Origin of the sequence: Ruixingdingia sedimenti, assembly GCF_031432425.1 — a bacterium.
Classification (GTDB): Bacteria; Pseudomonadota; Alphaproteobacteria; order Rhodobacterales; family Rhodobacteraceae; genus Ruixingdingia; species Ruixingdingia sedimenti.
Genome location: NZ_JAVKPH010000015.1, coordinates 45,942 through 64,987 on the forward strand (window position 1 = coordinate 45,942; position 19,046 = coordinate 64,987).

General features: G+C 69.6%; 21 protein-coding genes. 14 read left to right on the forward strand and 7 right to left on the reverse strand.

The window, feature by feature from the left end; translation table 11 throughout:
* Positions 1 to 10: 10 nt before the first annotated feature.
* Positions 11 to 838 carry a 2,3,4,5-tetrahydropyridine-2,6-dicarboxylate N-succinyltransferase gene (gene dapD, locus RGD00_RS13440; protein ID WP_310457856.1) on the reverse strand — a complete coding sequence of 276 codons (828 nt, stop codon included), beginning with the start codon at positions 836 to 838 and terminating at the stop codon, positions 11 to 13.
* 85 nt (positions 839 to 923) lie between these two features.
* Between dapD and RGD00_RS13445 the strand changes: the two genes are divergently transcribed.
* On the forward strand, positions 924 to 1,763 hold the full coding sequence (locus tag RGD00_RS13445; RefSeq protein ID WP_310457857.1) for an LOG family protein: 840 nt from the start codon (positions 924 to 926) through the stop codon (positions 1,761 to 1,763).
* A gap of 144 nt (positions 1,764 to 1,907) precedes the next feature.
* The gene (locus tag RGD00_RS13450) at positions 1,908 to 4,220 is read left to right on the forward strand and encodes a DEAD/DEAH box helicase (RefSeq protein ID WP_310457858.1); all 2,313 of its coding nucleotides are present in this window, start codon (positions 1,908 to 1,910) and stop codon (positions 4,218 to 4,220) included.
* Positions 4,221 to 4,366: 146 nt separating this feature from the next.
* On the opposite strand, the gene RGD00_RS13455 is transcribed toward RGD00_RS13450, so the two are convergent.
* On the reverse strand, positions 4,367 to 5,026 hold the full coding sequence (locus RGD00_RS13455; protein ID WP_310457859.1) for a GntR family transcriptional regulator: 660 nt from the start codon (positions 5,024 to 5,026) through the stop codon (positions 4,367 to 4,369).
* A gap of 167 nt (positions 5,027 to 5,193) precedes the next feature.
* On the opposite strand from RGD00_RS13455, the gene RGD00_RS13460 reads away from it, so the two are divergent.
* The 4 genes from RGD00_RS13460 to RGD00_RS13475 all read left to right on the forward strand — a co-directional run bounded on the left by RGD00_RS13460 (position 5,194) and on the right by RGD00_RS13475 (position 9,091).
* Positions 5,194 to 5,463 carry a helix-turn-helix domain-containing protein gene (locus tag RGD00_RS13460; RefSeq protein ID WP_310457860.1) on the forward strand — a complete coding sequence of 90 codons (270 nt, stop codon included), beginning with the start codon at positions 5,194 to 5,196 and terminating at the stop codon, positions 5,461 to 5,463.
* A 28-nt stretch (positions 5,464 to 5,491) separates the two neighbouring features.
* Complete coding sequence (locus RGD00_RS13465; protein ID WP_310457861.1) at positions 5,492 to 7,183, forward strand: SulP family inorganic anion transporter; 1,692 nt, start codon at positions 5,492 to 5,494, stop codon at positions 7,181 to 7,183.
* A 100-nt stretch (positions 7,184 to 7,283) separates the two neighbouring features.
* Positions 7,284 to 8,165 (forward strand): LysR family transcriptional regulator, encoded by an 882-nt coding sequence (locus RGD00_RS13470; protein WP_310457862.1) that lies wholly within the window; start codon positions 7,284 to 7,286, stop codon positions 8,163 to 8,165.
* Entirely contained in the window at positions 8,162 to 9,091 is a 930-nt protein-coding gene (locus tag RGD00_RS13475) for a DMT family transporter (protein WP_310457863.1), read from the forward strand. The genes RGD00_RS13470 and RGD00_RS13475 overlap by 4 nt, the downstream gene beginning before the upstream one ends.
* Here RGD00_RS13475 and RGD00_RS13480 read toward each other — a convergent pair.
* Positions 9,066 to 9,413 carry an ArsR/SmtB family transcription factor gene (locus RGD00_RS13480; RefSeq protein ID WP_310457899.1) on the reverse strand — a complete coding sequence of 116 codons (348 nt, stop codon included), beginning with the start codon at positions 9,411 to 9,413 and terminating at the stop codon, positions 9,066 to 9,068. The genes RGD00_RS13475 and RGD00_RS13480 overlap by 26 nt on opposite strands.
* 215 nt (positions 9,414 to 9,628) lie before the next feature.
* On the opposite strand from RGD00_RS13480, the gene RGD00_RS13485 reads away from it, so the two are divergent.
* The 5 genes from RGD00_RS13485 (at position 9,629) to RGD00_RS13505 (ending at position 12,206) form a co-directional block, all read left to right on the forward strand.
* The gene (locus RGD00_RS13485; protein WP_310457864.1) at positions 9,629 to 9,970 is read left to right on the forward strand and encodes an AtpZ/AtpI family protein; all 342 of its coding nucleotides are present in this window, start codon (positions 9,629 to 9,631) and stop codon (positions 9,968 to 9,970) included.
* Between the two features lie 36 nt (positions 9,971 to 10,006).
* Positions 10,007 to 10,717 carry a F0F1 ATP synthase subunit A gene (locus RGD00_RS13490; protein ID WP_310457900.1) on the forward strand — a complete coding sequence of 237 codons (711 nt, stop codon included), beginning with the start codon at positions 10,007 to 10,009 and terminating at the stop codon, positions 10,715 to 10,717.
* A gap of 46 nt (positions 10,718 to 10,763) precedes the next feature.
* Positions 10,764 to 11,000 (forward strand): F0F1 ATP synthase subunit C, encoded by a 237-nt coding sequence (locus tag RGD00_RS13495; protein ID WP_310457865.1) that lies wholly within the window; start codon positions 10,764 to 10,766, stop codon positions 10,998 to 11,000.
* 83 nt (positions 11,001 to 11,083) lie between these two features.
* A complete protein-coding gene (locus RGD00_RS13500) occupies positions 11,084 to 11,641 on the forward strand; it encodes a F0F1 ATP synthase subunit B' (protein WP_310457866.1) in 558 nt (185 codons plus the stop codon).
* Between the two features lie 4 nt (positions 11,642 to 11,645).
* Positions 11,646 to 12,206, forward strand: coding sequence for a F0F1 ATP synthase subunit B (locus tag RGD00_RS13505; RefSeq protein WP_310457867.1), 561 nt, complete (start codon positions 11,646 to 11,648; stop codon positions 12,204 to 12,206).
* A 96-nt stretch (positions 12,207 to 12,302) separates the two neighbouring features.
* Here RGD00_RS13505 and RGD00_RS13510 read toward each other — a convergent pair whose 3' ends face one another.
* Both RGD00_RS13510 and RGD00_RS13515 read right to left on the reverse strand, forming a co-directional pair.
* On the reverse strand, positions 12,303 to 12,959 hold the full coding sequence (locus RGD00_RS13510) for a YiaD family glycine zipper/OmpA-like lipoprotein (RefSeq protein WP_310457868.1): 657 nt from the start codon (positions 12,957 to 12,959) through the stop codon (positions 12,303 to 12,305).
* A 132-nt stretch (positions 12,960 to 13,091) separates the two neighbouring features.
* On the reverse strand, positions 13,092 to 13,952 hold the full coding sequence (locus tag RGD00_RS13515) for a methylated-DNA--[protein]-cysteine S-methyltransferase (protein WP_425603417.1): 861 nt from the start codon (positions 13,950 to 13,952) through the stop codon (positions 13,092 to 13,094).
* Between the two features lie 205 nt (positions 13,953 to 14,157).
* Between RGD00_RS13515 and nth the strand changes: the two genes are divergently transcribed.
* The 3 genes from nth (at position 14,158) to RGD00_RS13530 (ending at position 17,376) form a co-directional block, all read left to right on the forward strand.
* On the forward strand, positions 14,158 to 14,802 hold the full coding sequence (gene nth, locus RGD00_RS13520) for an endonuclease III (RefSeq protein ID WP_310457869.1): 645 nt from the start codon (positions 14,158 to 14,160) through the stop codon (positions 14,800 to 14,802).
* Positions 14,799 to 15,782: an adenosine kinase gene (locus tag RGD00_RS13525; protein ID WP_310457870.1), complete on the forward strand. Its 984-nt coding sequence runs from the start codon at positions 14,799 to 14,801 to the stop codon at positions 15,780 to 15,782. The genes nth and RGD00_RS13525 overlap by 4 nt, the downstream gene beginning before the upstream one ends.
* 196 nt (positions 15,783 to 15,978) lie before the next feature.
* Complete coding sequence (locus RGD00_RS13530; RefSeq protein WP_310457871.1) at positions 15,979 to 17,376, forward strand: aspartate aminotransferase family protein; 1,398 nt, start codon at positions 15,979 to 15,981, stop codon at positions 17,374 to 17,376.
* A 34-nt stretch (positions 17,377 to 17,410) separates the two neighbouring features.
* Here the strand turns inward: RGD00_RS13530 and RGD00_RS13535 are convergent, their stop codons facing one another.
* Positions 17,411 to 18,148, reverse strand: coding sequence for an SDR family NAD(P)-dependent oxidoreductase (locus RGD00_RS13535; protein WP_310457872.1), 738 nt, complete (start codon positions 18,146 to 18,148; stop codon positions 17,411 to 17,413).
* Between the two features lie 39 nt (positions 18,149 to 18,187).
* The gene (locus RGD00_RS13540; protein WP_310457873.1) at positions 18,188 to 18,904 is read right to left on the reverse strand and encodes a glutathione S-transferase C-terminal domain-containing protein; all 717 of its coding nucleotides are present in this window, start codon (positions 18,902 to 18,904) and stop codon (positions 18,188 to 18,190) included.
* Positions 18,905 to 19,046 lie beyond the last annotated feature (142 nt).

Sequence of the window (19,046 nt, forward strand, 5' to 3'; positions counted from 1 at the left end):
GGGCGCGGGGTCAATCGCGCAGCAGTTCGTTGATCGAGGTCTTGGAACGGGTCTGCGCATCCACGCGCTTGACGATCACCGCGCAGTAGAGGCTCACCCCGTTCTTCGACGGCATCGAACCCGCGACGACGACCGAACCCGCCGGCACCTCGCCATACATCACCGCGCCGGTTTCGCGGTCCACGATCTTGGTGGACTGGCCGATGAACACGCCCATGCCCAGGACCGAGCCTTCGCGGACGATCACGCCCTCGACCACCTCGGACCGCGCGCCGATGAAGCAGTTGTCCTCGATGATCGTCGGGCCCGCCTGCATCGGTTCCAGCACGCCGCCGATGCCGACGCCGCCCGACAGGTGGACGTTCTTGCCGATCTGCGCGCAGGATCCCACGGCGGCCCAAGTGTCGACCATCGTGCCTTCATCGACATGGGCGCCGAGGTTCACGAACGACGGCATAAGCACCACGCCCTTCGCGATATAGGCCGAGCGGCGCACGACGCAGTTCGGCACGGCGCGGAAACCGGCGGCCTTCCAGTCCGCCGCGCCCCAGCCCTTGAACTTGCTGTCCACCTTGTCCCACCAGCCGCCGCCCTGCGGGCCGCCGGCATGGGGCTCCATGTCCTTGATGCGAAAGCCCAGAAGCACCGCCTTCTTGGCCCACTGGTTCACATGCCAGTCGCCGTTCGCCCGCCGCTCGGCCACCCGCAGCCGGCCCTTGTCCAGCGCCTCGAGCGTTTCCTCGATCGCGTCGCGCGCCGCGCCCCGGGTCGCGGAGGTGATGGTGTCGCGCGCCTCCCAGGCGGCTTCGATGGCGGTTTCGAGTGCGGCGTTCGACATGTCATCCCCGTCATGGCTGGCTCTTCGGTTCCGCAGGCTATAGACCGGGCGGACCCGGCAGGCAATGCGCGCAGGAGACCCGACGATGACCGAAGAGACGCGTTCGCACCCGTTCCGCGACAGCGCCCAGGATGCGCGCGCGGCGCGGCAGATCCCCGACACGCCGCAGACCCGCGCGCCGGCCTATCGGCTGGCCTTCACCGACACCGAGTTCCTGACGCGCGAGGAACTGCGCCCCGTGCGGCTGCAACTGGAGCTGCTGAAGGCGCAGATGATGCTGGACGAATACAACGTCCGGTCCACCATCGTGATGTTCGGCAGCGCCCGCATCCCCGCCCCCGAGGACCGCGGCACCGACCGCCCCACCGAGGCGCTGGCGCGCTATTACGACGAGGCGCGCCGCTTCGCCTATATGATGACCGCACGCTGCATCGGGCCCGACTGCCTCGACGGGGTGATCGTCACCGGCGGCGGCCCCGGCATCATGGAGGCCGGCAACCGCGGCGCGGCAGAGGCGGGGGGGATTTCCATCGGGCTGAACATCGTGCTGCCGCACGAACAGGCGCCGAACGAATATGTGACGCCCGATCTCTGCTTCAACTTCCACTATTTCGCCATCCGCAAGATGCACCTGCTGATGCGCGCGCATGCGGTGGTGATCTTCCCCGGCGGCTTCGGCACGCTGGACGAGATGTTCGAGGCGCTGACCCTGATCCAGACCGGGCGGATGAAGCCGGTGCCCTTCCTGCTGTTCGGCGGCAGCTTCTGGAACAGCGTCGTCAACTGGCAGGCGCTGGCCGATGCCGGCACCATCAGCCCCGAGGACCTGCGGCTGTTCCGCATCGTCGAAACCGCCGAAGAGGCCGCCGCCGCCATCGACGACTGGCATGCCGTGCGCCCCGACATCGACGCGCCCGCGAAATAGCGGCAGGCCCTGTACAGCCCCGCGCTTTGGCCCTATGAGGGCCGCTTGGGTGCCGGGTTCCGGGTCCCGGCGAGGGGCCGGGCAAGGGGGGAAGGGCGCCTTGTCCCGGGCCCGATGGCGGCCCCCTTTCCAGGAAAGACGCACATGACGATCACCGATGGCATCGCCCCGCCGCTGGCAGGGGCCCTGGCCGCCAAGGGCTATGACACCCTCACCCCCGTGCAGGAGGCCGTGCTGACCCCCGATTGCGCGGGCCGCGATCTGCTGGTGTCGGCGCAGACGGGTTCGGGCAAGACGGTGGCCTTCGGCCTTGCCATCGCGCCCGAACTGATCGGGACCGGCGGGCCCGTCGTGTCGCCGGTGCCGCTGGCGCTGATCGTGGCACCCACGCGCGAACTGGCGTTGCAGGTGCGGCGCGAGGTCGAATGGCTTTATGCCGAAACCGGGGCGCAGGTCGCGTCCTGCGTCGGCGGCATGGACTGGCGCACCGAACGGCGCGCGCTGGAACGGGGCGCGGCCATCGTCGTCGGCACCCCCGGCCGCCTGCGCGACCATATCGAGCGCGGGACGCTCGACCTGTCGGAAACCCGCGCCGTGGTGCTGGACGAGGCCGACGAGATGCTCGACCTCGGCTTCCGCGAGGATCTGGAGTTCATCCTGTCCGCCGCGCCGGAAACCCGCCGCACGCTGATGTTTTCGGCCACCGTGCCGAAGGCGATCGAGGAACTGGCCCGCGATTTCCAGAAGGACGCCTTGCGCGTCGTGGCGCAGGGCGAATCGCGCCAGCATGTCGATATCGAATACCGCGCCATGAACGTCGCGCAGCGCGACAAGGAAAACGCGGTGCTGAACCTGCTGCGCCTGCACGAGGCGCAGGTGGCCATCGTGTTCTGCAAGACCCGCGCGACGGTCACGCATCTGCTGGCGCGGATGGGCAACCGCGGCTTCCCGGTCGTGGCGCTGTCGGGCGAGTTGTCGCAATCCGAACGCAGCCATGCGTTGCAGGCGCTGCGCGACGGGCGCGCGCGGGTCTGCATCGCCACCGATGTCGCCGCGCGGGGGATCGACCTGCCGGGCCTGGAACTGGTGGTGCATTTCGACCTGCCGACCAACCCCGAAACGCTGCTGCACCGTTCGGGCCGCACCGGACGCGCGGGGGCCAAGGGCGTGTCGATGCTGGTGGTGACGCCTTCGGATGTGCGCAAGGCGCAGCGCGTGTTGCAGGGCGCGCAGGTGCAGGCCGAATGGGTCAAGCCGCCCTCGGCCGAAGAGGTGCAGGCCGCCGACGACACCCGGCTGATCAACCACGATCTCTTCACCGACCCGCCGGGCGAAGAGGAAGCCCCGATGGTCGAGGCGATCCTCGGCATGCACGGGCCCGAGGGCGCGGCGCTCTGCCTTTTGCGGCTGTGGCGCGCGGGCCGGTCGGCGCCCGAGGTGGTGGACGAGATCGCGCCCCCGTCCGAACCCGCGCCGCGCCGCGAACGCGCCGAATTCGGCCCCTCGGTCTGGTACGAACTGTCGGTGGGCCATACCGGCCGGGCCGAGGCGCGCTGGCTCTTGCCCAAGATCTGCGAGGCCGGCGGCATCGCCCGCGACAGCATCGGCGCGATCCGCGTGCAGCAGGACCGCACCTTCGTGCAGATCGCAGCACCCGTGGCCGACCGCTTCGCGCCCCCCGGTTCCTCGGTCGACCTCGACGAGGGCCTGACGATGGCGCGGATCGAGGGCGAACCGACGCTCGAACGCCCCGAACGCGCCCCGCGCCACAGCGACGACCGCCCGCGCAAACCCTACAAGCCGCGGGAAGAGGGGGAACGCAAACCCTATGCCCCGCGCGAGGACCGCAAACCCTACGCGCCGCGGGAGGATGGCGAGCGCAAACCCTACACCCCGCGCGAGGACCGCAAGCCGTATACCCCCCGGGAAGATGGCGAGCGCAAGGATCGCAAGCCCTACACCCCCCGCGAGGATGGCGAGCGCAAACCCTATACCCCGCGCAAACCTTCGGATGCGCCGCAGGGCCTGACCCGCAAGCCGGCGGGGCCGAAAACCACCACGGGCGAACGCAAGCCCTACACCCCGCGCGACCGTGACAGCGACGGCGAAAAGCGCCCCTATACCCCGCGCAAACCCGCCGACGCGCCGCAGGGCCTGACCCGCAAGCCGTACCCCAAGGCCGCCGAGGGCGGTGACAGCGGCGCCCCGCGCAAGGCGCGCTGGTCGAAGGACGGGGCGGAAAAACGCACCTACGACAACCCGGTGCGCACCACCGCCCCCAAGGGCGCCGACGCCCGCCCCGCGCGCGCGAAACCGGCCTACGCCAAACCCGCGGCCCCCAAGCCCGCCCCGGCGAAACCCAACTTCGCCGACCCGAGCCAGAGCCTGCGCAAGCCGCGCACGCCCACCGGCGGCAAACCCGCCCCGCGCGGCAAGCCCGGCCCGAAACGCGGCTGACAGAAAAAGGGGCGGCCCCGTTCAGGACCGCCCCCTTCACTTTCTGTCCCCAAATATTCCCGCGCGGCGCGCCGCCGACCGCGCCAGCCGTACTGCCGCCGGGCGGGGGCGATGGATCCGCAGGCCGGGGCTTGCCCCGGCGTGGCTCAGACTTCGCCCGCCGCCAGCGCCTGCCGGACCTGTGCGATGCCCTGCGCGATGTCGCGTTCGATGGCGCGGGCGAGTGCTGCGGCATCGCCCGCGCGCATCGCCGCCAGCGCCTCGCCATGCCGGTCGGGCAGGGCCTCGGCGCCGACTTGGGCGCAGACCACGCGCAGCGAGGGGCCGAAGCGCAGCCAGAGCGAGCGGGCGATGTCCACCAGCACCGCGGCCTCCGACGCGTCGTAGAGCGCGAAGTGGAAGCGGTGGTTGGCCTCCAGATAGCCCGGAATATCCCCCGCCGCGATCGCCCGGTCCACCGCCGCGTCCAGCGCGGCAAGATCGGCGATCAGGCCGGGGGTCAGCCGCTGCCCGGCGCGTTCGGCCAGATGGGGTTCCATCGTCAGCCGGGCGAAGGCGATCTGGTCCAGGAGCACGGGCGTCAGCCGCGGCACCGCCACCCGGCGGTTGCCCTGCGGCAGCAGCGCGCCTTCCGCGATCAGGCGGCGGATCGCCTCGCGCACCGGGGTCATCCCGGCGTCGAGCGCCTGCACCAGCCCCTGGATCGTCACCGGCTGGCCGGGTTCCAGCCGGCCATAGAGCACCATGTCGCGCAGCCGGCCGTAGGTCAGTTCATGGCTGGGTATCTTCCGTGCCTCTGCGTCCATCCTGCCGCCCCCGGGTTCCGCCCCAAGATAGGCGCGGCGGGGTGGGCGGGGCAAGGGCGGGATTTTCTGGCAGAAGTGATGTATGGTACATCAATACTACCATCAAACCCGTTTACATCCATGCCCTGCACCCCTATACAGGACCCATGCGGCAAGATGGGGGGCCCATGATCACCTCTGCGCAGATGCGCGCGGCGCGCGCGCTTCTCGGGATCGACCAGAAGACGCTGGCCGAACGGGCCGGGCTTTCGCTGCCCACCATCCAGCGGATGGAGGCGAGCGTGGGCCAGGTGCGCGGGGTGGTGGAAAGCCTGACCCGTGTGGTTGCCGCGCTCGAGGCCTCGGGGGTCGAGCTGATCGGCGAGGGCGCGCCCAGCCTGGGGGCCGGGCGCGGCGTCCGTCTGCGCGACCCCGCGCCACCCCCCGGCCGGGGGTGAACGGGCCGCCAGACAAGGTGCCGCCGCCATGTATCCGAACCTGTCCAAAGCCCCGCCGACCGCCCCCACGCTGGCAGAGCTTTACACGCCGAAACTGCTGACCGTCCTGCGCGAGGGCTATGACCTTGCGCGCCTGCGCCGCGATGCGGTGGCGGGGCTGACGGTGGCCATCGTGGCGCTGCCGCTGTCGATGGCGATCGCCATCGCATCCGGCGCGACGCCCGCGCAGGGGCTGGTGACGGCGATCATCGGGGGCTTTCTGGTCTCTGCCCTGGGCGGGTCGCGCTATCAGATCGGCGGGCCGGCGGGGGCGTTCATCGTGCTGGTGGCGGCGACCGTGGCGCAGCACGGGATGGACGGGCTGATCCTTGCCACCTTCCTGTCGGGGCTGATGCTGGCGGCGGCAGGGGCGTTGCGGCTGGGGACCTTCGTCAAGTTCATCCCGTTTCCGGTGACGGTGGGCTTTACCGCCGGGATCGCGGTGATCATCTTCGCCAGCCAGATCAAACCCCTTCTGGGCCTGACGCTGGCGGGGGCGGAGCCCGGGCCGCTGGCGGAAAAGCTGCCCGTTCTCTGGGCCGCGCTGCCCACGGTGACACCGGCGGCGGTGGCGGTGTCGGCGGGAACGGTGGCGGTGATCCTGGGGCTGAAGGCCGCGCGCCCGCACTGGCCGGGGATGCTGGTCGCGGTGGCGCTGGCGGCGGCCGCGGCGGGGGGGCTTGGCCTGCCGGTGGCCACCATCGGGTCGCAGTTCGGGGGCATCCCCAATACCCTGCCGATGCCGCATCTGCCCGCCCTCACCCTCGCGCGGGTGGTCGAGGTGCTGCCTGCCGCGCTGTCCTTCACCCTTCTGGGCGCCATCGAGTCGCTGCTGTCCGCCGTGGTGGCCGACGGCATGACCGGGCGGCGGCATCGGTCGAACTGTGAACTGGTGGCGCAGGGGGTGGCGAACGTGGGTTCGGCGCTGTTCGGGGGCTTTTGCGTCACCGGCACCATCGCGCGCACGGCGACCAATGTGCGCGCCGGCGCCCACGGGCCGGTGGCGGGGATGCTGCATGCGCTGTTCCTGCTGCTGTTCATGCTGCTGGCCGCGCCGCTGGCGGCCTATATCCCGCTGGCGGCGCTGGCGGGGGTGCTGGCCGTCGTTGCCTGGAACATGATCGAGAAACCGGCCATCGCCACCCTGCTGCGGGCGGGCTGGGGCGATGCGGTGGTGTTGGGGGCGACCTTCCTGCTGACCGTCTTTCGCGACCTGACCGAGGCGATCGTGGTGGGCTTCGCGCTCGGTTCTGTCCTGTTCATCCACCGGATGTCGCGGGCGACGGCGGTGGAAACCAACAGCCCCTTCGTGGCCGAGGACCGTGCCGACAGCCCGCGCGGGGGCGAGGCGCCGGCGCAGGATCCGGGCGTGGTGGTCTATCGCATCTCGGGGGTGTTCTTCTTCGGGGCGGCGGCCTCCATCGGGTCGGTGCTGGACCGGATCTCGACCGACCACCGCGCGCTGGTGGTGGATTTCGCGGCCTGCCCCTTCCTCGATTCGACCGGGGCGAACACCATCGAGGGGCTGGCGCACAAGGCCGCGCGGCAGGGCGTGCGGCTTTACGTGACCGGCGCCGCGCCCGACATCCGCCGGGTGCTGCTGACCCATGGGGTGCGTCCGCCGCAGGTGATCTACCTGCCCGCCGTCGCCGACGCGCTGGAGGCAGAACACACCGCCTGATCCCGCCCGGGCGGGGTTGCGGCTGCCGGCGAACCGCGTCACTCTGCCGCGGTTCGGGCCGGGGCCGTCGCGCGCCCGGCGGCAGACGGAGGAACGGGGCGTGGAAAGCTGGGATGAGGTCCGCACCGCCTGGCAGGTGGCGCGGCTTGGCACGGTATCGGGCGCGGCAGAGGTTCTGGGCGTGCACCATGCCACGGTGATCCGCCATATCGACGCGCTGGAAAAGCGGCTCGGCACGCGGTTGTTCCAGCGCCACGCCCGCGGCTATACCCCGACCGAGGCCGGGCGCGACCTGTTCCAGGTGGCCGAAACCACCGCCGACCAGTTCGGCCAGCTTGTAGGCCGCATCAAGGGCCAGGGGGCGAGCGTCACGGGCGATCTGGTCGTGACGGCGATCACCGGCATCTCGCGCCTGCTGACCCCGGCGCTGGTGTCGTTCCAGGCGCAGCATCCCGGGCTGACGGTGCGGTTTCTGACCGACAGCCGCGTCTTCCGGCTGGAATACGGCGAGGCCCATGTCGCCGTGCGCGCCGGCGCCTCGCCGGAAGAGCCCGACAACGTGGTCCAGCCCTTCGTGCGCATCCATACCGGGCTTTACGCCGCGCGCAGCTATATCGAGCGTCACGGCATGCCGCAGGGCCCTGCGGATTTCGTGCGCCACCAATTCATCGTGCCCGAGGGCGACGCCCTGCGCGCGCCCTACAACCGGTGGCTGATGCAGCATATCGGTTCGCCCTCCATCGCCTTCCGCGCGACCGAATCCACCGCGCTGGTAGAGGCGGTGCTGTGCGGGGCGGGGATCGGCTTCCTGCCCACCTTCGTCGCGCGGGCACAGCCCGAGGTGATGGAAATCATGCCCGCGCGCCCCGAATGGGAGGCGCCCCTGTGGCTGGTCACGCATGTGGACCTGCACCGCACGCCCAAGGTGCAGGCCTGCCTTGCGCATCTCAAAGAGGCGGCGAAAGCCTGGGAAGGCGCGTGAGCGCCGCGACCGCCGCCGCTGCCGCCGCTCACCGGGCAGAGGCGCTGCGGGGCCATGCGGCGATGCTGCTGTTCTCGGTGCTGATCGCGGGCAGTTTCAGCCTCGGCGCGATGACCGCGAACGAGATCGACCCCGGCGCCTTCACCGCGGCGCGGTTTCTGGTCGCGGCGGCGGTGCTGGCGGCGCTGGTCCTTGCCCGCGGCCTGCGGGTCCGGCGCGCCCATGCCGCAGCACCCTGGCGGTATCTGGTGCTGGGCGGGCTCTATGCGGCCTATTTCGTGCTGATGTTCGAGGGGCTCAAGACCGCGCCGCCGGTCGCCACGGCGGCGGTGTTCACGCTGACGCCGATCCTGACGGGGCTGTTCGGCTGGCTGCTGCTGCGGCAGGCGATGACCGGGCGGATGGTGCTGGCGCTGGCCATCGGGGGCGCAGGGGCGCTGTGGGTGATCTTTCGCGGCGATCCGGCGGCGCTGGCGGCCTTCGGTTTCGGCCGGGGCGAGGCGATCTATTTCGTCGGCTGCGTGGCCCATGCGCTGCTGACGCCGCTTTTGCGCCGGTTCGGGCGGGGCGAGCCGCCGGTGATTTCCACCCTGTTCATCACGCTCACCGGGGCGGCGCTGCTGGTGGTCTGGTCCTGGGGGGCGATCGGGGCCGTGGACTGGGGCGCGCTGCCCGCGGTGGTCTGGGTCACGCTGGCCTATACGGCGGTCTTTGCCTCTGCCGCGACCTTCGTGCTGATCCAGTATGCGGCGCAGCGGCTGCCCGCGGCCAAGGTGATGGCCTATACCTATCTGGTGCCGAGCTGGGTGATCCTGTGGGAAATCGCGCTCGGCCGCGGCGCGCCGCCCTTGCTGGTGCTGGGGGGCGTGGCGCTGACGGTGGCGGCGCTGGCCGTGCTGCTCAAGCCGGAGCCGGGGGATCGCTAGGGTCCGTCAGTTCCACCGCCAGGAACCGCTCGAACGCCTCGAGGTCCACCGGCTCGAACTGCCCGAAGCCCTGCATCCAGACCGAGGCCGCGCGCATCGCATCGGGTTCCAGCTTGCACCATTTCACCCTGCCGCGCTTTTCCTGACTGATCAGCCCGGCCTCGGCGAGGATCTGGAGGTGCTTGGATACCGCCGCCAGCGACATCGCGAAGGGTTCGGCCACATCGGTCACGGCCATGTCGTCTTCCAGCAGCATCGCCAGAATGGCGCGCCGGGTCGGGTCGGCCAGGGCGGCGAAAACCGTGTCGAGCGGGTCGGACATGCGCGCGACCTTGCCGCCCGGCGTGCGGAAGGTCAACCGGCGGGTTGAATGTGGGAAAACCGTTCCCATGGGCCGCGGCGCGGGGCGCCGGATCGCGGACATTCTGCAAGTACATGTTTTTGCATGGGAATTATTCGTTGCGGCGGTGCAGAACCGCGCTTGACTCATCCCGGGCCCCTCCGTAGGTTGCCCGCGACTGACGAGGGGGCTGCCGCATGGTCGAGGACCCGGATCGAGAGCGTCTGAAACAGCTCGAGGAACGGTTGTCCGAGGTCAAGGGGCGCGGGGCGAAACCCGTGCGCCCGGCGAACGGCCTCAACCAGGGCGAGGCCGCCTGGCGCATGGTGATCGAACTGGTCGCCGGCATGGGCCTCGGACTGGCGATCGGCTACGGGCTGGACACCTTGTTCGGCACCAAGCCGGTGCTGATCGTCATATTTTCGCTTCTCGGCTTTGCGGCCGGGATCAAGACGATGCTCGGGACCGCGAAACACATGCGGTTGGGGCAAGGGACGGATGACCCGGGGCAGGGCCCCGACGACGGGAAGAAGGGCTAGATCGTGGCGGCAGAAGGCGAATTGCCGATCCATCCGATGGATCAGTTCATCGTGAAACCGCTTTTCGGCGAAGGGGCGGTGCACTGGTACACCCCCACCAACGCCACGTTGTGGCTGGCGCTGGCGGTGCTGGCCGTGGCGGCGCTGATGATCCTCGGCACCCGCCGCCGGGCCATCGTGCCCTCGCGGTCGCAGTCGGTCGCCGAACTGATCTACGGCTTCATCCACAACATGGTCGAGGAAGTGACCGGCCACGAGGGGGTGAAATACTTCCCCTATGTGATGACGCTCTTCCTGTTCGTGCTGTTCGCCAACCTGCTCGGCCTGATCCCGATGAGCTTTTCGACCACCAGCCAGATCGCCACCACCGTGGTGCTTGCGCTGCTGGTGTTCCTCGGCGTGACCCTTCTGGGGCTGGCGCGCAAGGGCGTGGGTTTCCTGTCGATGTTCTGGGTTACGTCCGCGCCGCTGGCGCTGCGCCCGGTGCTCGCGGTGATCGAGATCATCTCGTACTTCATCCGCCCGGTCTCGCACTCGGTGCGTCTTGCCGGCGCGCTGATGGCCGGCCACGCCGTGCTCAAGGTCTTTGCCGGCTTTGCCGCCGTCACCCTGATCTCGCCCCTGGCGCTTGGCGCGATGGTCGGCATCTATGCGCTCGAGGCGCTGGTGGCCGTCGTGCAGGCCTATGTGTTCACCATCCTGACCTGCGTCTATCTGAAAGACGCTGTGGGCGACGCCCACCACTGAGGTCCGGCCCCCTATCCAAGCCATTCCAACTCAAGGAGACATCATCATGGAAGGCGAACTCGCTCTGCTCGGCAAATACATCGGCGCTGGCCTCGCGGCCTTCGGTCTGGGCGGCGCCGGCATCGGCGTGGGCAACATTGCCGGCAACTTCCTGGCCGGCGCCCTGCGCAACCCCTCGGCGGCCGCCAGCCAGACCGCGACGCTGTTCGTCGGCATCGCCTTTGCCGAAGCTCTGGGCATCTTCTCGTTCCTGATCGCCCTGCTGCTGATGTTCGCCGTCTGATCCAGGGCACCTTCCGAACGGATGCGGCGCCGGGATGACCCGGCGCCCTTTCCGGTCAAGAACGGTTCCGATGGAGGACTGACATGGCAGAACATCCGATCCCCATCCTTGAAGAGGCCGCGGGCGTCTGCGTCGATGCGCATGGCGGCGCCATCGGTCTGCCGCAGCTTTGCGCGGATTGGGTTCCCAACCAGATCTTCTGGCTGGTGGTGGCGCTGGTCCTGATCTACCTGCTGCTGTCGCGCGTGGCGCTGCCCCGGATCGGGGCCGTTCTGGCCGAACGCAGGGGTTCGATCACCAGCGACATCGCCGCGGCGGAAGAACTGAAACTGAAGGCGCAGGAGGCCGAGGCGGCCTACAACCAGGCGCTCGCCGATGCCCGGGCCGAAGCCGCCCGCATCGTCGCGGCGGCCCGGGCGGACATCCAGGCCGATCTGGACGCCGCGACCGCCCTGGCGGATGCAGAGATCGCGGCCAAGGCCGCGGAATCCGAACGCCGCATTTCCGCGATCCGCGCCTCGGCGCTGGAAAGCGTGTCCGAGGTCGCCCGCGAGGCGACGCAGGACATCGTTGCCCTTCTGGGCGGCACGGCGGATGCGGCCGGCGTCACCGCGGCGGTGGCCGCGCGGGTGAAGGGGTGATCCGATGCGTGCACTGATGCTTTCGGCGGCACTGTCGGCCATGGCCGCGCCGGCGCTTGCCGCCTCGGGACCGTTCTTCTCGCTCGGCAACACCAACTTCACGGTGCTAATCGCCTTCCTGATCTTCGTCGGCATCCTGCTTTACGTCAAGGTTCCGGCGAAACTCGGCGGGTTGCTCGACAAGCGCGCCGCGCAGATCAAGGCCGATCTGGAGGCCGCCCGCGCCCTGCGCGAAGAGGCCAAGGCGCTGCTGGCATCCTATGAACGCCGCCAGCGCGAGGTCAGCGAACAGGCCGACCGCATCGTCGCCAACGCCCGTACGGATGCGCTGGAGGCTGCTGCGACGGCGAAAGAGGATCTCAAGCGGTCCATCGCGCGCCGGCTGCAAGCGGCAGAGGAACAGATCGCCGCGGCCGAAGCCGCCGCCGTCCGCGAGGTGCGCGAACGTGCGGTCAGCGTCGCCATCGCGGCCTCGGCCGAATTGCTGGCGAAACAGATGACGCCGGCCCGCGCGAATGCGCTGGTCGATGCCTCCATCGCCGAAGTGGGCGCCAAGCTGCACTGAGCCGCAGGGGCCAAAGCCAAAGGAAAAGCCCGGCCGCGAGGCCGGGCTTTCGCATTTTCGGAAAAGGAAAGGCCGGCCCGCGGGCCGGCCCCGCGATCAGCTGATCGGGCGGATGATGATTTCCACCCGCCGGTTCTGCGTCCGGCCCTCGGCGGTCAGGTTCGATGCCACCGGTTGATCTTCGCCCCGGCCATAGGCGGCCACGCGGCTCGACGGCACGCCCGCGCTGACCAGAACGCTGGCCACCGCGCTTGCGCGGCGCTGCGACAGATCCTGGTTGTAGCCGGCGCTGCCGGTGTTGTCGGTATGGCCGATCACCTCGACGCGCGTGTTGGGATATTGTTGCAGGTTGCGGGCCACGGCGCGCAGGTCGTTTTGCAGATCCGCCCGCACGGCGGCGCTGTCGGTGGCGAACAGGATGTCCTGCGGCATGGTCACGACCAGCTCGTTGCCGGTGTTGACGATGCCGATATTCGGGTTGCCCACGTCGCGCCGCAGATCCGCTGCCTGCTGGTCGAGCGAGGTGCCGATGGCCCCGCCCACCGCCGCCCCGATGGCGGCCCCGGCCAGCGTCTTGAGCCCGCGGTCATGATGGCTGCCCGCCGAGGCGCCCACCGCGCCCCCGATCAGCGCGCCGGTCAGCGCCCCGGTCCGGGCCCGCTGGTTGTCGGGATTGCCCTGGGGATAGGGGTCGCAGGCCGTCAGCAGGAATACGCCGGCGGTCGCGACGATCAGAGGGGTTTTCAATGCCATGGTCGAGCCTCTCGTTGTTGCGCCGCCCCCCGGGATCGTCGTTCCGGGCGGGCCGCGGCGTTGCCGATGCCACTATATCAACACGATAGGCCCCGAATAGTTCCCGCCGGAAAACATGCGGTTTTCCGCCCATCACGCCTGCGTGTGCGCGTCGGCCCGCGCGGCTTCCCAGGCCAGCATCGCGCGCTTGACCGGCAGGCCCCAGTGATAGCCGCCAAGCCCGCCCGACTTGCGCAGCGCGCGGTGGCAAGGGATGATCCAGCTGATCGGGTTGCGGCCCACGGCGGTGCCCACGGCGCGCACGGCGGCGGGATGGCCGATGGCGCGCGCGATCTCGCTATAGGTCGTCACCTGGCCCGAGGGGATGCGCAACAGCGCCTCCCAGACCTTGATCTGGAAGGGGGCGCCGATCAGGTGCAGCGCGCCCCCGCGCCCGGCGAAGGCGGCCTCGACCAGCGGCGCCACCGCGCCCGGATCCTCGACAAACGCCGCCTGCGGCCAGCGCCCGCGCATGTCGGCCAGCGCGGCGTCGCGCCCGACCTCCTCGGCAAAGGCCAGACCGCAAAGCCCCCGGTCGGTCGCCATCGCCAGCGCCTCGCCGAAGGGCGTTTCGCACCAGCCCCACCGGATCACCAGCCCCGCCCCGCCGCGCGCATAGTCGCCGGGGCTCATCGCCTCCCACCGCAGGAACAGATCGTGCAGCCGCCCGCTGCCCGACAGGCCGGTTTCCTGCGCGGTCTCCAGCACCGTGGCATGGCCGGCCAGCAGCGCCTTGGCATGGTCCAGCACCAGATATTGCTGGTAGCGTTTCGGCGACACGCCGACCCAGGCGGTGAAGATGCGCTGGAAATGCGCGGGGCTCATCCCCATCCGCGCCGCCAGCGCATCGAGCGACAACCCCGGCCCGGCGGCGTCCAGTTCCGCGATGGCCCGCGCCACGACGCGGTAGTGATAGGCCCGTTCCTGATCGTCCATGTCGCCGTCCTGCTTCATCTTGCCCGAAATACTCTCGGGGGTTTCCAAAGGGGGTGGAAAACCCCCTTTGGCGGGGGGTGCCGGCTGGTGCGCCACTGGTTCAAGAACCAGCCGGCGCGGGGGCTGGCCCCCCGCTGGTCCTCCACTCTAGCCCCGCCACCGCCGCCCCGCGACCCGGATTTTGCGCATTGCCCGCAGCACCATTCCGGGGCATAGCGCCCCTATGGCCACGCAGCGCGATTACCATACCGTCAAGGCGATCTTCACCCGCTTCCACGCGCTGGAACCGGAACCGAAGGGCGAACTGCACCACACCAACGCCTTCACCCTGCTGGTCGCGGTGGCGCTGTCGGCGCAGGCGACCGACGTGGGCGTGAACAAGGCCACGAAACGGCTGTTCGAGATAGCGGACACGCCCGAAAAGATGCTCGCGCTCGGCGAGGAGGCGCTGGTCGAACATATCAGGACCATCGGCCTTTACCGCAACAAGGCGAAGAACGTGATGCGGCTGTCGCGCATTCTGGTGGACGATTACGGCGGCGAGGTGCCGTCCTCGCGCGCCGCGCTGCAATCGCTGCCGGGCGTCGGGCGCAAGACCGCGAATGTGGTGCTGAACATGTGGTGGCGGGTGCCCGCGCAGGCGGTGGACACGCATATCTTCCGCGTCGGCAACCGCACCGGCATCTGCCCGGGCCGCGATGTCGATGCCGTGGAACGCGCGATAGAGGACAACATCCCCGCCGAGTTCCAGCAGCACGCCCATCACTGGCTGATCCTGCACGGCCGCTACATCTGCGTGGCGCGCAAGCCGAAATGCGGCATCTGCCCGATCGAAGATCTCTGCCCCTACGAGGACAAGACCCTATGACCCATCAGGTTGTCGGCATCGGAAACGCCATCGTCGACGTGCTGGCCAGCACCGGCGACGGTTTTCTGGAACAGAGCGGCATCGCCAAGGGCGTGATGCAGCTGATCGCGCGCGACCGGGCGGAAACGCTTTACGCCGCGATGGCGGAGCGGACGGAGGCGCCGGGCGGATCGGTCGCCAATACCATCGCCGGGCTTGGCAACCTCGGGCTTTCCACCGCCTTCATCGGGCGGGTGGCGGATGATGCGCTCGGCCGGTTCTACATGGCCTCGATGGCGGCCGAAGGGACGGCCTTTCCCAACCCGCCGGTGGCGGGGGCGGAGCTGCCCACCTCGCGCTGCATGATCTTCGTGACGCCGGATGGCGAGCGGTCGATGAACACCTATCTCGGCATTTCCGCCGAGCTTGGCCCCGACGACGTGGATGCGGCCGTGCCCGCGGGGGCCGGGATCCTGTTTCTTGAGGGCTACCTTTTCGACAAGGACAAGGGGAAAGAGGCATTCCACAAGGCCGCGCGGGCCTGCCGGGCGGGGGGCGGGCGCGCGGGGGTGACGCTTTCCGACCCGTTCTGCGTCGACCGCCACCGGGCGGATTTCCGGCGGCTGGCGGGGGAACTCGATTACGTCATCGGCAACGAACATGAATGGCAATCGCTCTACCAGACCGACACGCTGGACGACGCGCTGGCGATCGCGGCGGCGGCCTGCCCGCTGGTGGTCTGCACCCGTTCGGGCGCCGATGTGGTGCTGATCGGCGAAGGCCGGCGGGTCGAGGTGCCGGTGCACCGCGTGGTGCCGGTGGATGCGACCGGCGCGGGCGACCAGTTCGCGGCCGGGTTCCTCTACGGGCTGGCGACGGGTCAGCCGCTGGAGGCCGCGGGCCGTATGGGCTGCATCGCCGCGGCCGAGGTCATCACCCATTTCGGCGCCCGGCCCGAGGCCGATGTGCTGGCGCTGTTCCGGGCGCACGGGCTGGTCTGAGCGTCCTCAAATATCCTCAGGGGGTGAATTGGCGCAGCCAAGAGGGGGCAGAATGCCCCCGGTGCCGGTCGACGCGGATGTGGCGGCAATAATTTGATCAAATATTGACTCCGCCGCGCCGATCCCTATCCTTACCGTAACCGCCGCGCCGCCCCTTTCGGGGGCCTCCCGGCGTTTCCAGCCGGAAGAGGCCATCATGACCGCGATCACCAACCACATGCCGACGGCAGAGCTTCAGGCGCTCGACGCCGCGCATCACCTGCATCCCTTCACCGATACCGCGGCCCTTGCCCGCAAGGGCGCGCGGGTGATCACCCAGGGCGAAGGCGTCTGGCTGACCGATTCAGAGGGCCACCGGATCCTCGACGGGATGGCGGGGCTGTGGTGCGTGAACTTGGGCTACGGACGCGAGGAACTGGCCGAAACCGCGGCGCGGCAGATGCGCGAGTTGTGCTATTACAACACCTTCTTCCAGACCACCCATGTGCCCGCCATCGCGCTGGCGGCAAAGATCGCGGAACTGGCGCCGGGCGACCTGAACCACGTGTTCTACGCCGGGTCCGGGTCCGAGGCGAACGACACCAACATCCGCCTTGTCCGCCACTACTGGGCCGCCAGGGGCAAGCCCGACAAGACCGTGATCATCGGCCGCCGGAACGGCTATCACGGGTCGACCATGGGCGGGGCCTCGCTTGGCGGCATGTCGGCGATGCACAGGCAGGGCGGGCTGCCGATCCCCGGCATCGCGCATATCGGCCAGCCGGACTGGTGGTCCGAGGGTGGCGAGATGACGCCCGGCGACTTCGGCCTGATGCGCGCGCGGGAACTGGAGGCGAAGATCCTCGAACTGGGCGAGGACCGCGTGGCAGCCTTCATCGCCGAGCCCGTCCAGGGCGCGGGCGGGGTGATCGTGGCGCCAGAGACCTACTGGCCCGAGGTGCAACGGATCTGCGACAAATACGAGATCCTGTTGATCGCGGACGAGGTGATCACCGGCTTCGGGCGCACCGGCAACTGGTTCGGCAGCCAGACCATGGGGATCCGCCCGCATATCATGACCATCGCCAAGGGCCTGTCCTCGGGCTATGTGCCCATCGGCGGGTCCATCGTCTGCGACGAGGTGGCGGCAACCGTCGCCGCGGCGGGCGAATTCGCGCATGGCTATACCTATTCCGGCCATCCCGTCGCCGCCGCGGTGGCGCTGGAAAACCTGCGCATCCTGCAGGAGGACGGCGTGATCGACCATGTGCGCGATGTCGCCCATCCCTATCTGGCCGAACGCTGGCAGGCGCTGGCGGATCACCCGCTGGTGGGCGAGGCGAAGCTGGTGGGGCTGATGGGCTCCATCGCGCTGACGCCCGACAAGGCGAAACGGGCGCGGTTCGCGTCCGAGGCCGGCACCGTGGGCCTGCGCGCGCGGGAACGCTGTTTCGCCAACGATCTGGTGATGCGCCATGTCGGCGACCGGATGATCATCGCCCCGCCGCTGGTGATCCGGCCGGAAGAGATCGACGTGCTGATCGACCGCGCGCGCAAATCGCTGGACGAGACCTATGCCGCGATCAAGGCCGACGGATTGCTGCGCGCGGCCTGAGGCGGGGATGCCGGGGCAAAGCCCCGGCCCCGGCTCACTGGGCCAGATAGCCGCCGTCGACCGGCAGTTCCGCGCCGGTGATATAGCGCGCCTCGTCCGAGGCGAGGAACAGCACCGCATTCGCGATGTCCTCGGGTTCGCCCGTGCGGCCGGCGGGGATGCGGTCCAGCATCCGCTTGCGGCCCTCGGGGTCGTTCTTGGACATGGAGTTGCGCATCGGCGTCATCACGCCCGGATGCACCGTGTTCACCCGGATCCCCTGCGGCGCGTATTGCTGCGCGGTGTTCAGCGTCAGCGTGCGCACCGCGCCCTTGGACGCGCCATAGCCGGGGTGCAGGCTCATCCCCACCTGGGCCGAGATCGAGCCGATGTTCACGATCGCCCCGCCGCCCTGACCCACCATCTGCGGCACCACCGCGCGGGTGCCGAGGAAGGCGGATTTCGCGTTGATCCCCATCACCCGGTCCCAGGTCGCCAGATCCAGCACGTCGAGCGTGCCGGGCCCGGTGCCGGCGTTGTTGACCAGGATGTCCACCCGGCCCCATTGCGCCACCACATCGGCCACCACCGCGGCCCACGCGGGTTCGTCCGTCACGTCCAGCCGGCGGAACATCGCTCCGCCGCCGAGCGATGCCGCTATGGCCTTGCCCTCATCCTCGAGAATGTCGCACAGGCAGACCTTCGCCCCTTCCTGCGCGAACCGCCGCGCGGTGGCGGCGCCAAAGCCCGACGCCGCCCCGGTGACGATCGCCACCTTGCCTTCCAGTCGCATCCTGTTCTCCTTCGCGTGACTGTCCATGGCCGTCCGGGTTCACCGGACCAATGTGTGTTTCGCCAGTTCCTCGAACGGATAGGCCACGCCCTGCCGTTCGTTGCGCCCGTAGGGGGTGGCGATGGCGAGGTTGCGGGCAAAGGCCGCCGCGACCGCCGGCCGCGCCTCGATCGCCTCGCGCCAGCGGGTGACGTTGGGGCGGTCTTCGGGCGTGCCGAGTTTCAGATAGCGCAGCCAGGGGAAGCAGGCGATGTCGGCGATGGAATAGTCGTCCCCCGCCAGATAGGGGGCCTGCGCCAGCCGGCGTTCCATCACATCCACGCAGGCATCGAGCATCTTGGCATAGCGCGCCTGCGGATAGCCCAGATCCACCCCGGGGGCAAGCCGCGGCGCATACATGTGAAAATGCCAGTATTGCCCGCCCATGGGGCCGATATTGGCCATCTGCCAGAACAGCCACTGCATCGCCGCGCTGCGGGCGCGCGGCGCGACGGGCAGCAGGCGGCCGGTCTTTTCGGCCAGATACTGGAGGATGGCGCCTGATTCGATCACGGTGAACGGTTCGCCCCCGTCCTGCGGCGCGTGGTCGCGCAGGATCGGCACCTTGGCCGTCACCGCGCCGCCCAGGCGCGCCGGGTCGAACTGGTCGCCGCGGCTGAGATCGACAAAGACGGGGCTGTAGTCCAGTCCCATTTCTTCCAGCGCGATCATGACCTTATAGACGTTCGGGCTGGAGGAATAGAAAAGCTCTAGCATCGGATCCTCTGCGATGGCGGCCCGGCGGGGCGGATATGCGGCGCCATCCTGCCGCCCCCGCCCGCCCCGCCGCAGCCCCCTTTGCGGGGACAGAACCGGCGGAAAACCGGCATTTCGGACTCCGATTTGATTTCAGTCAAAG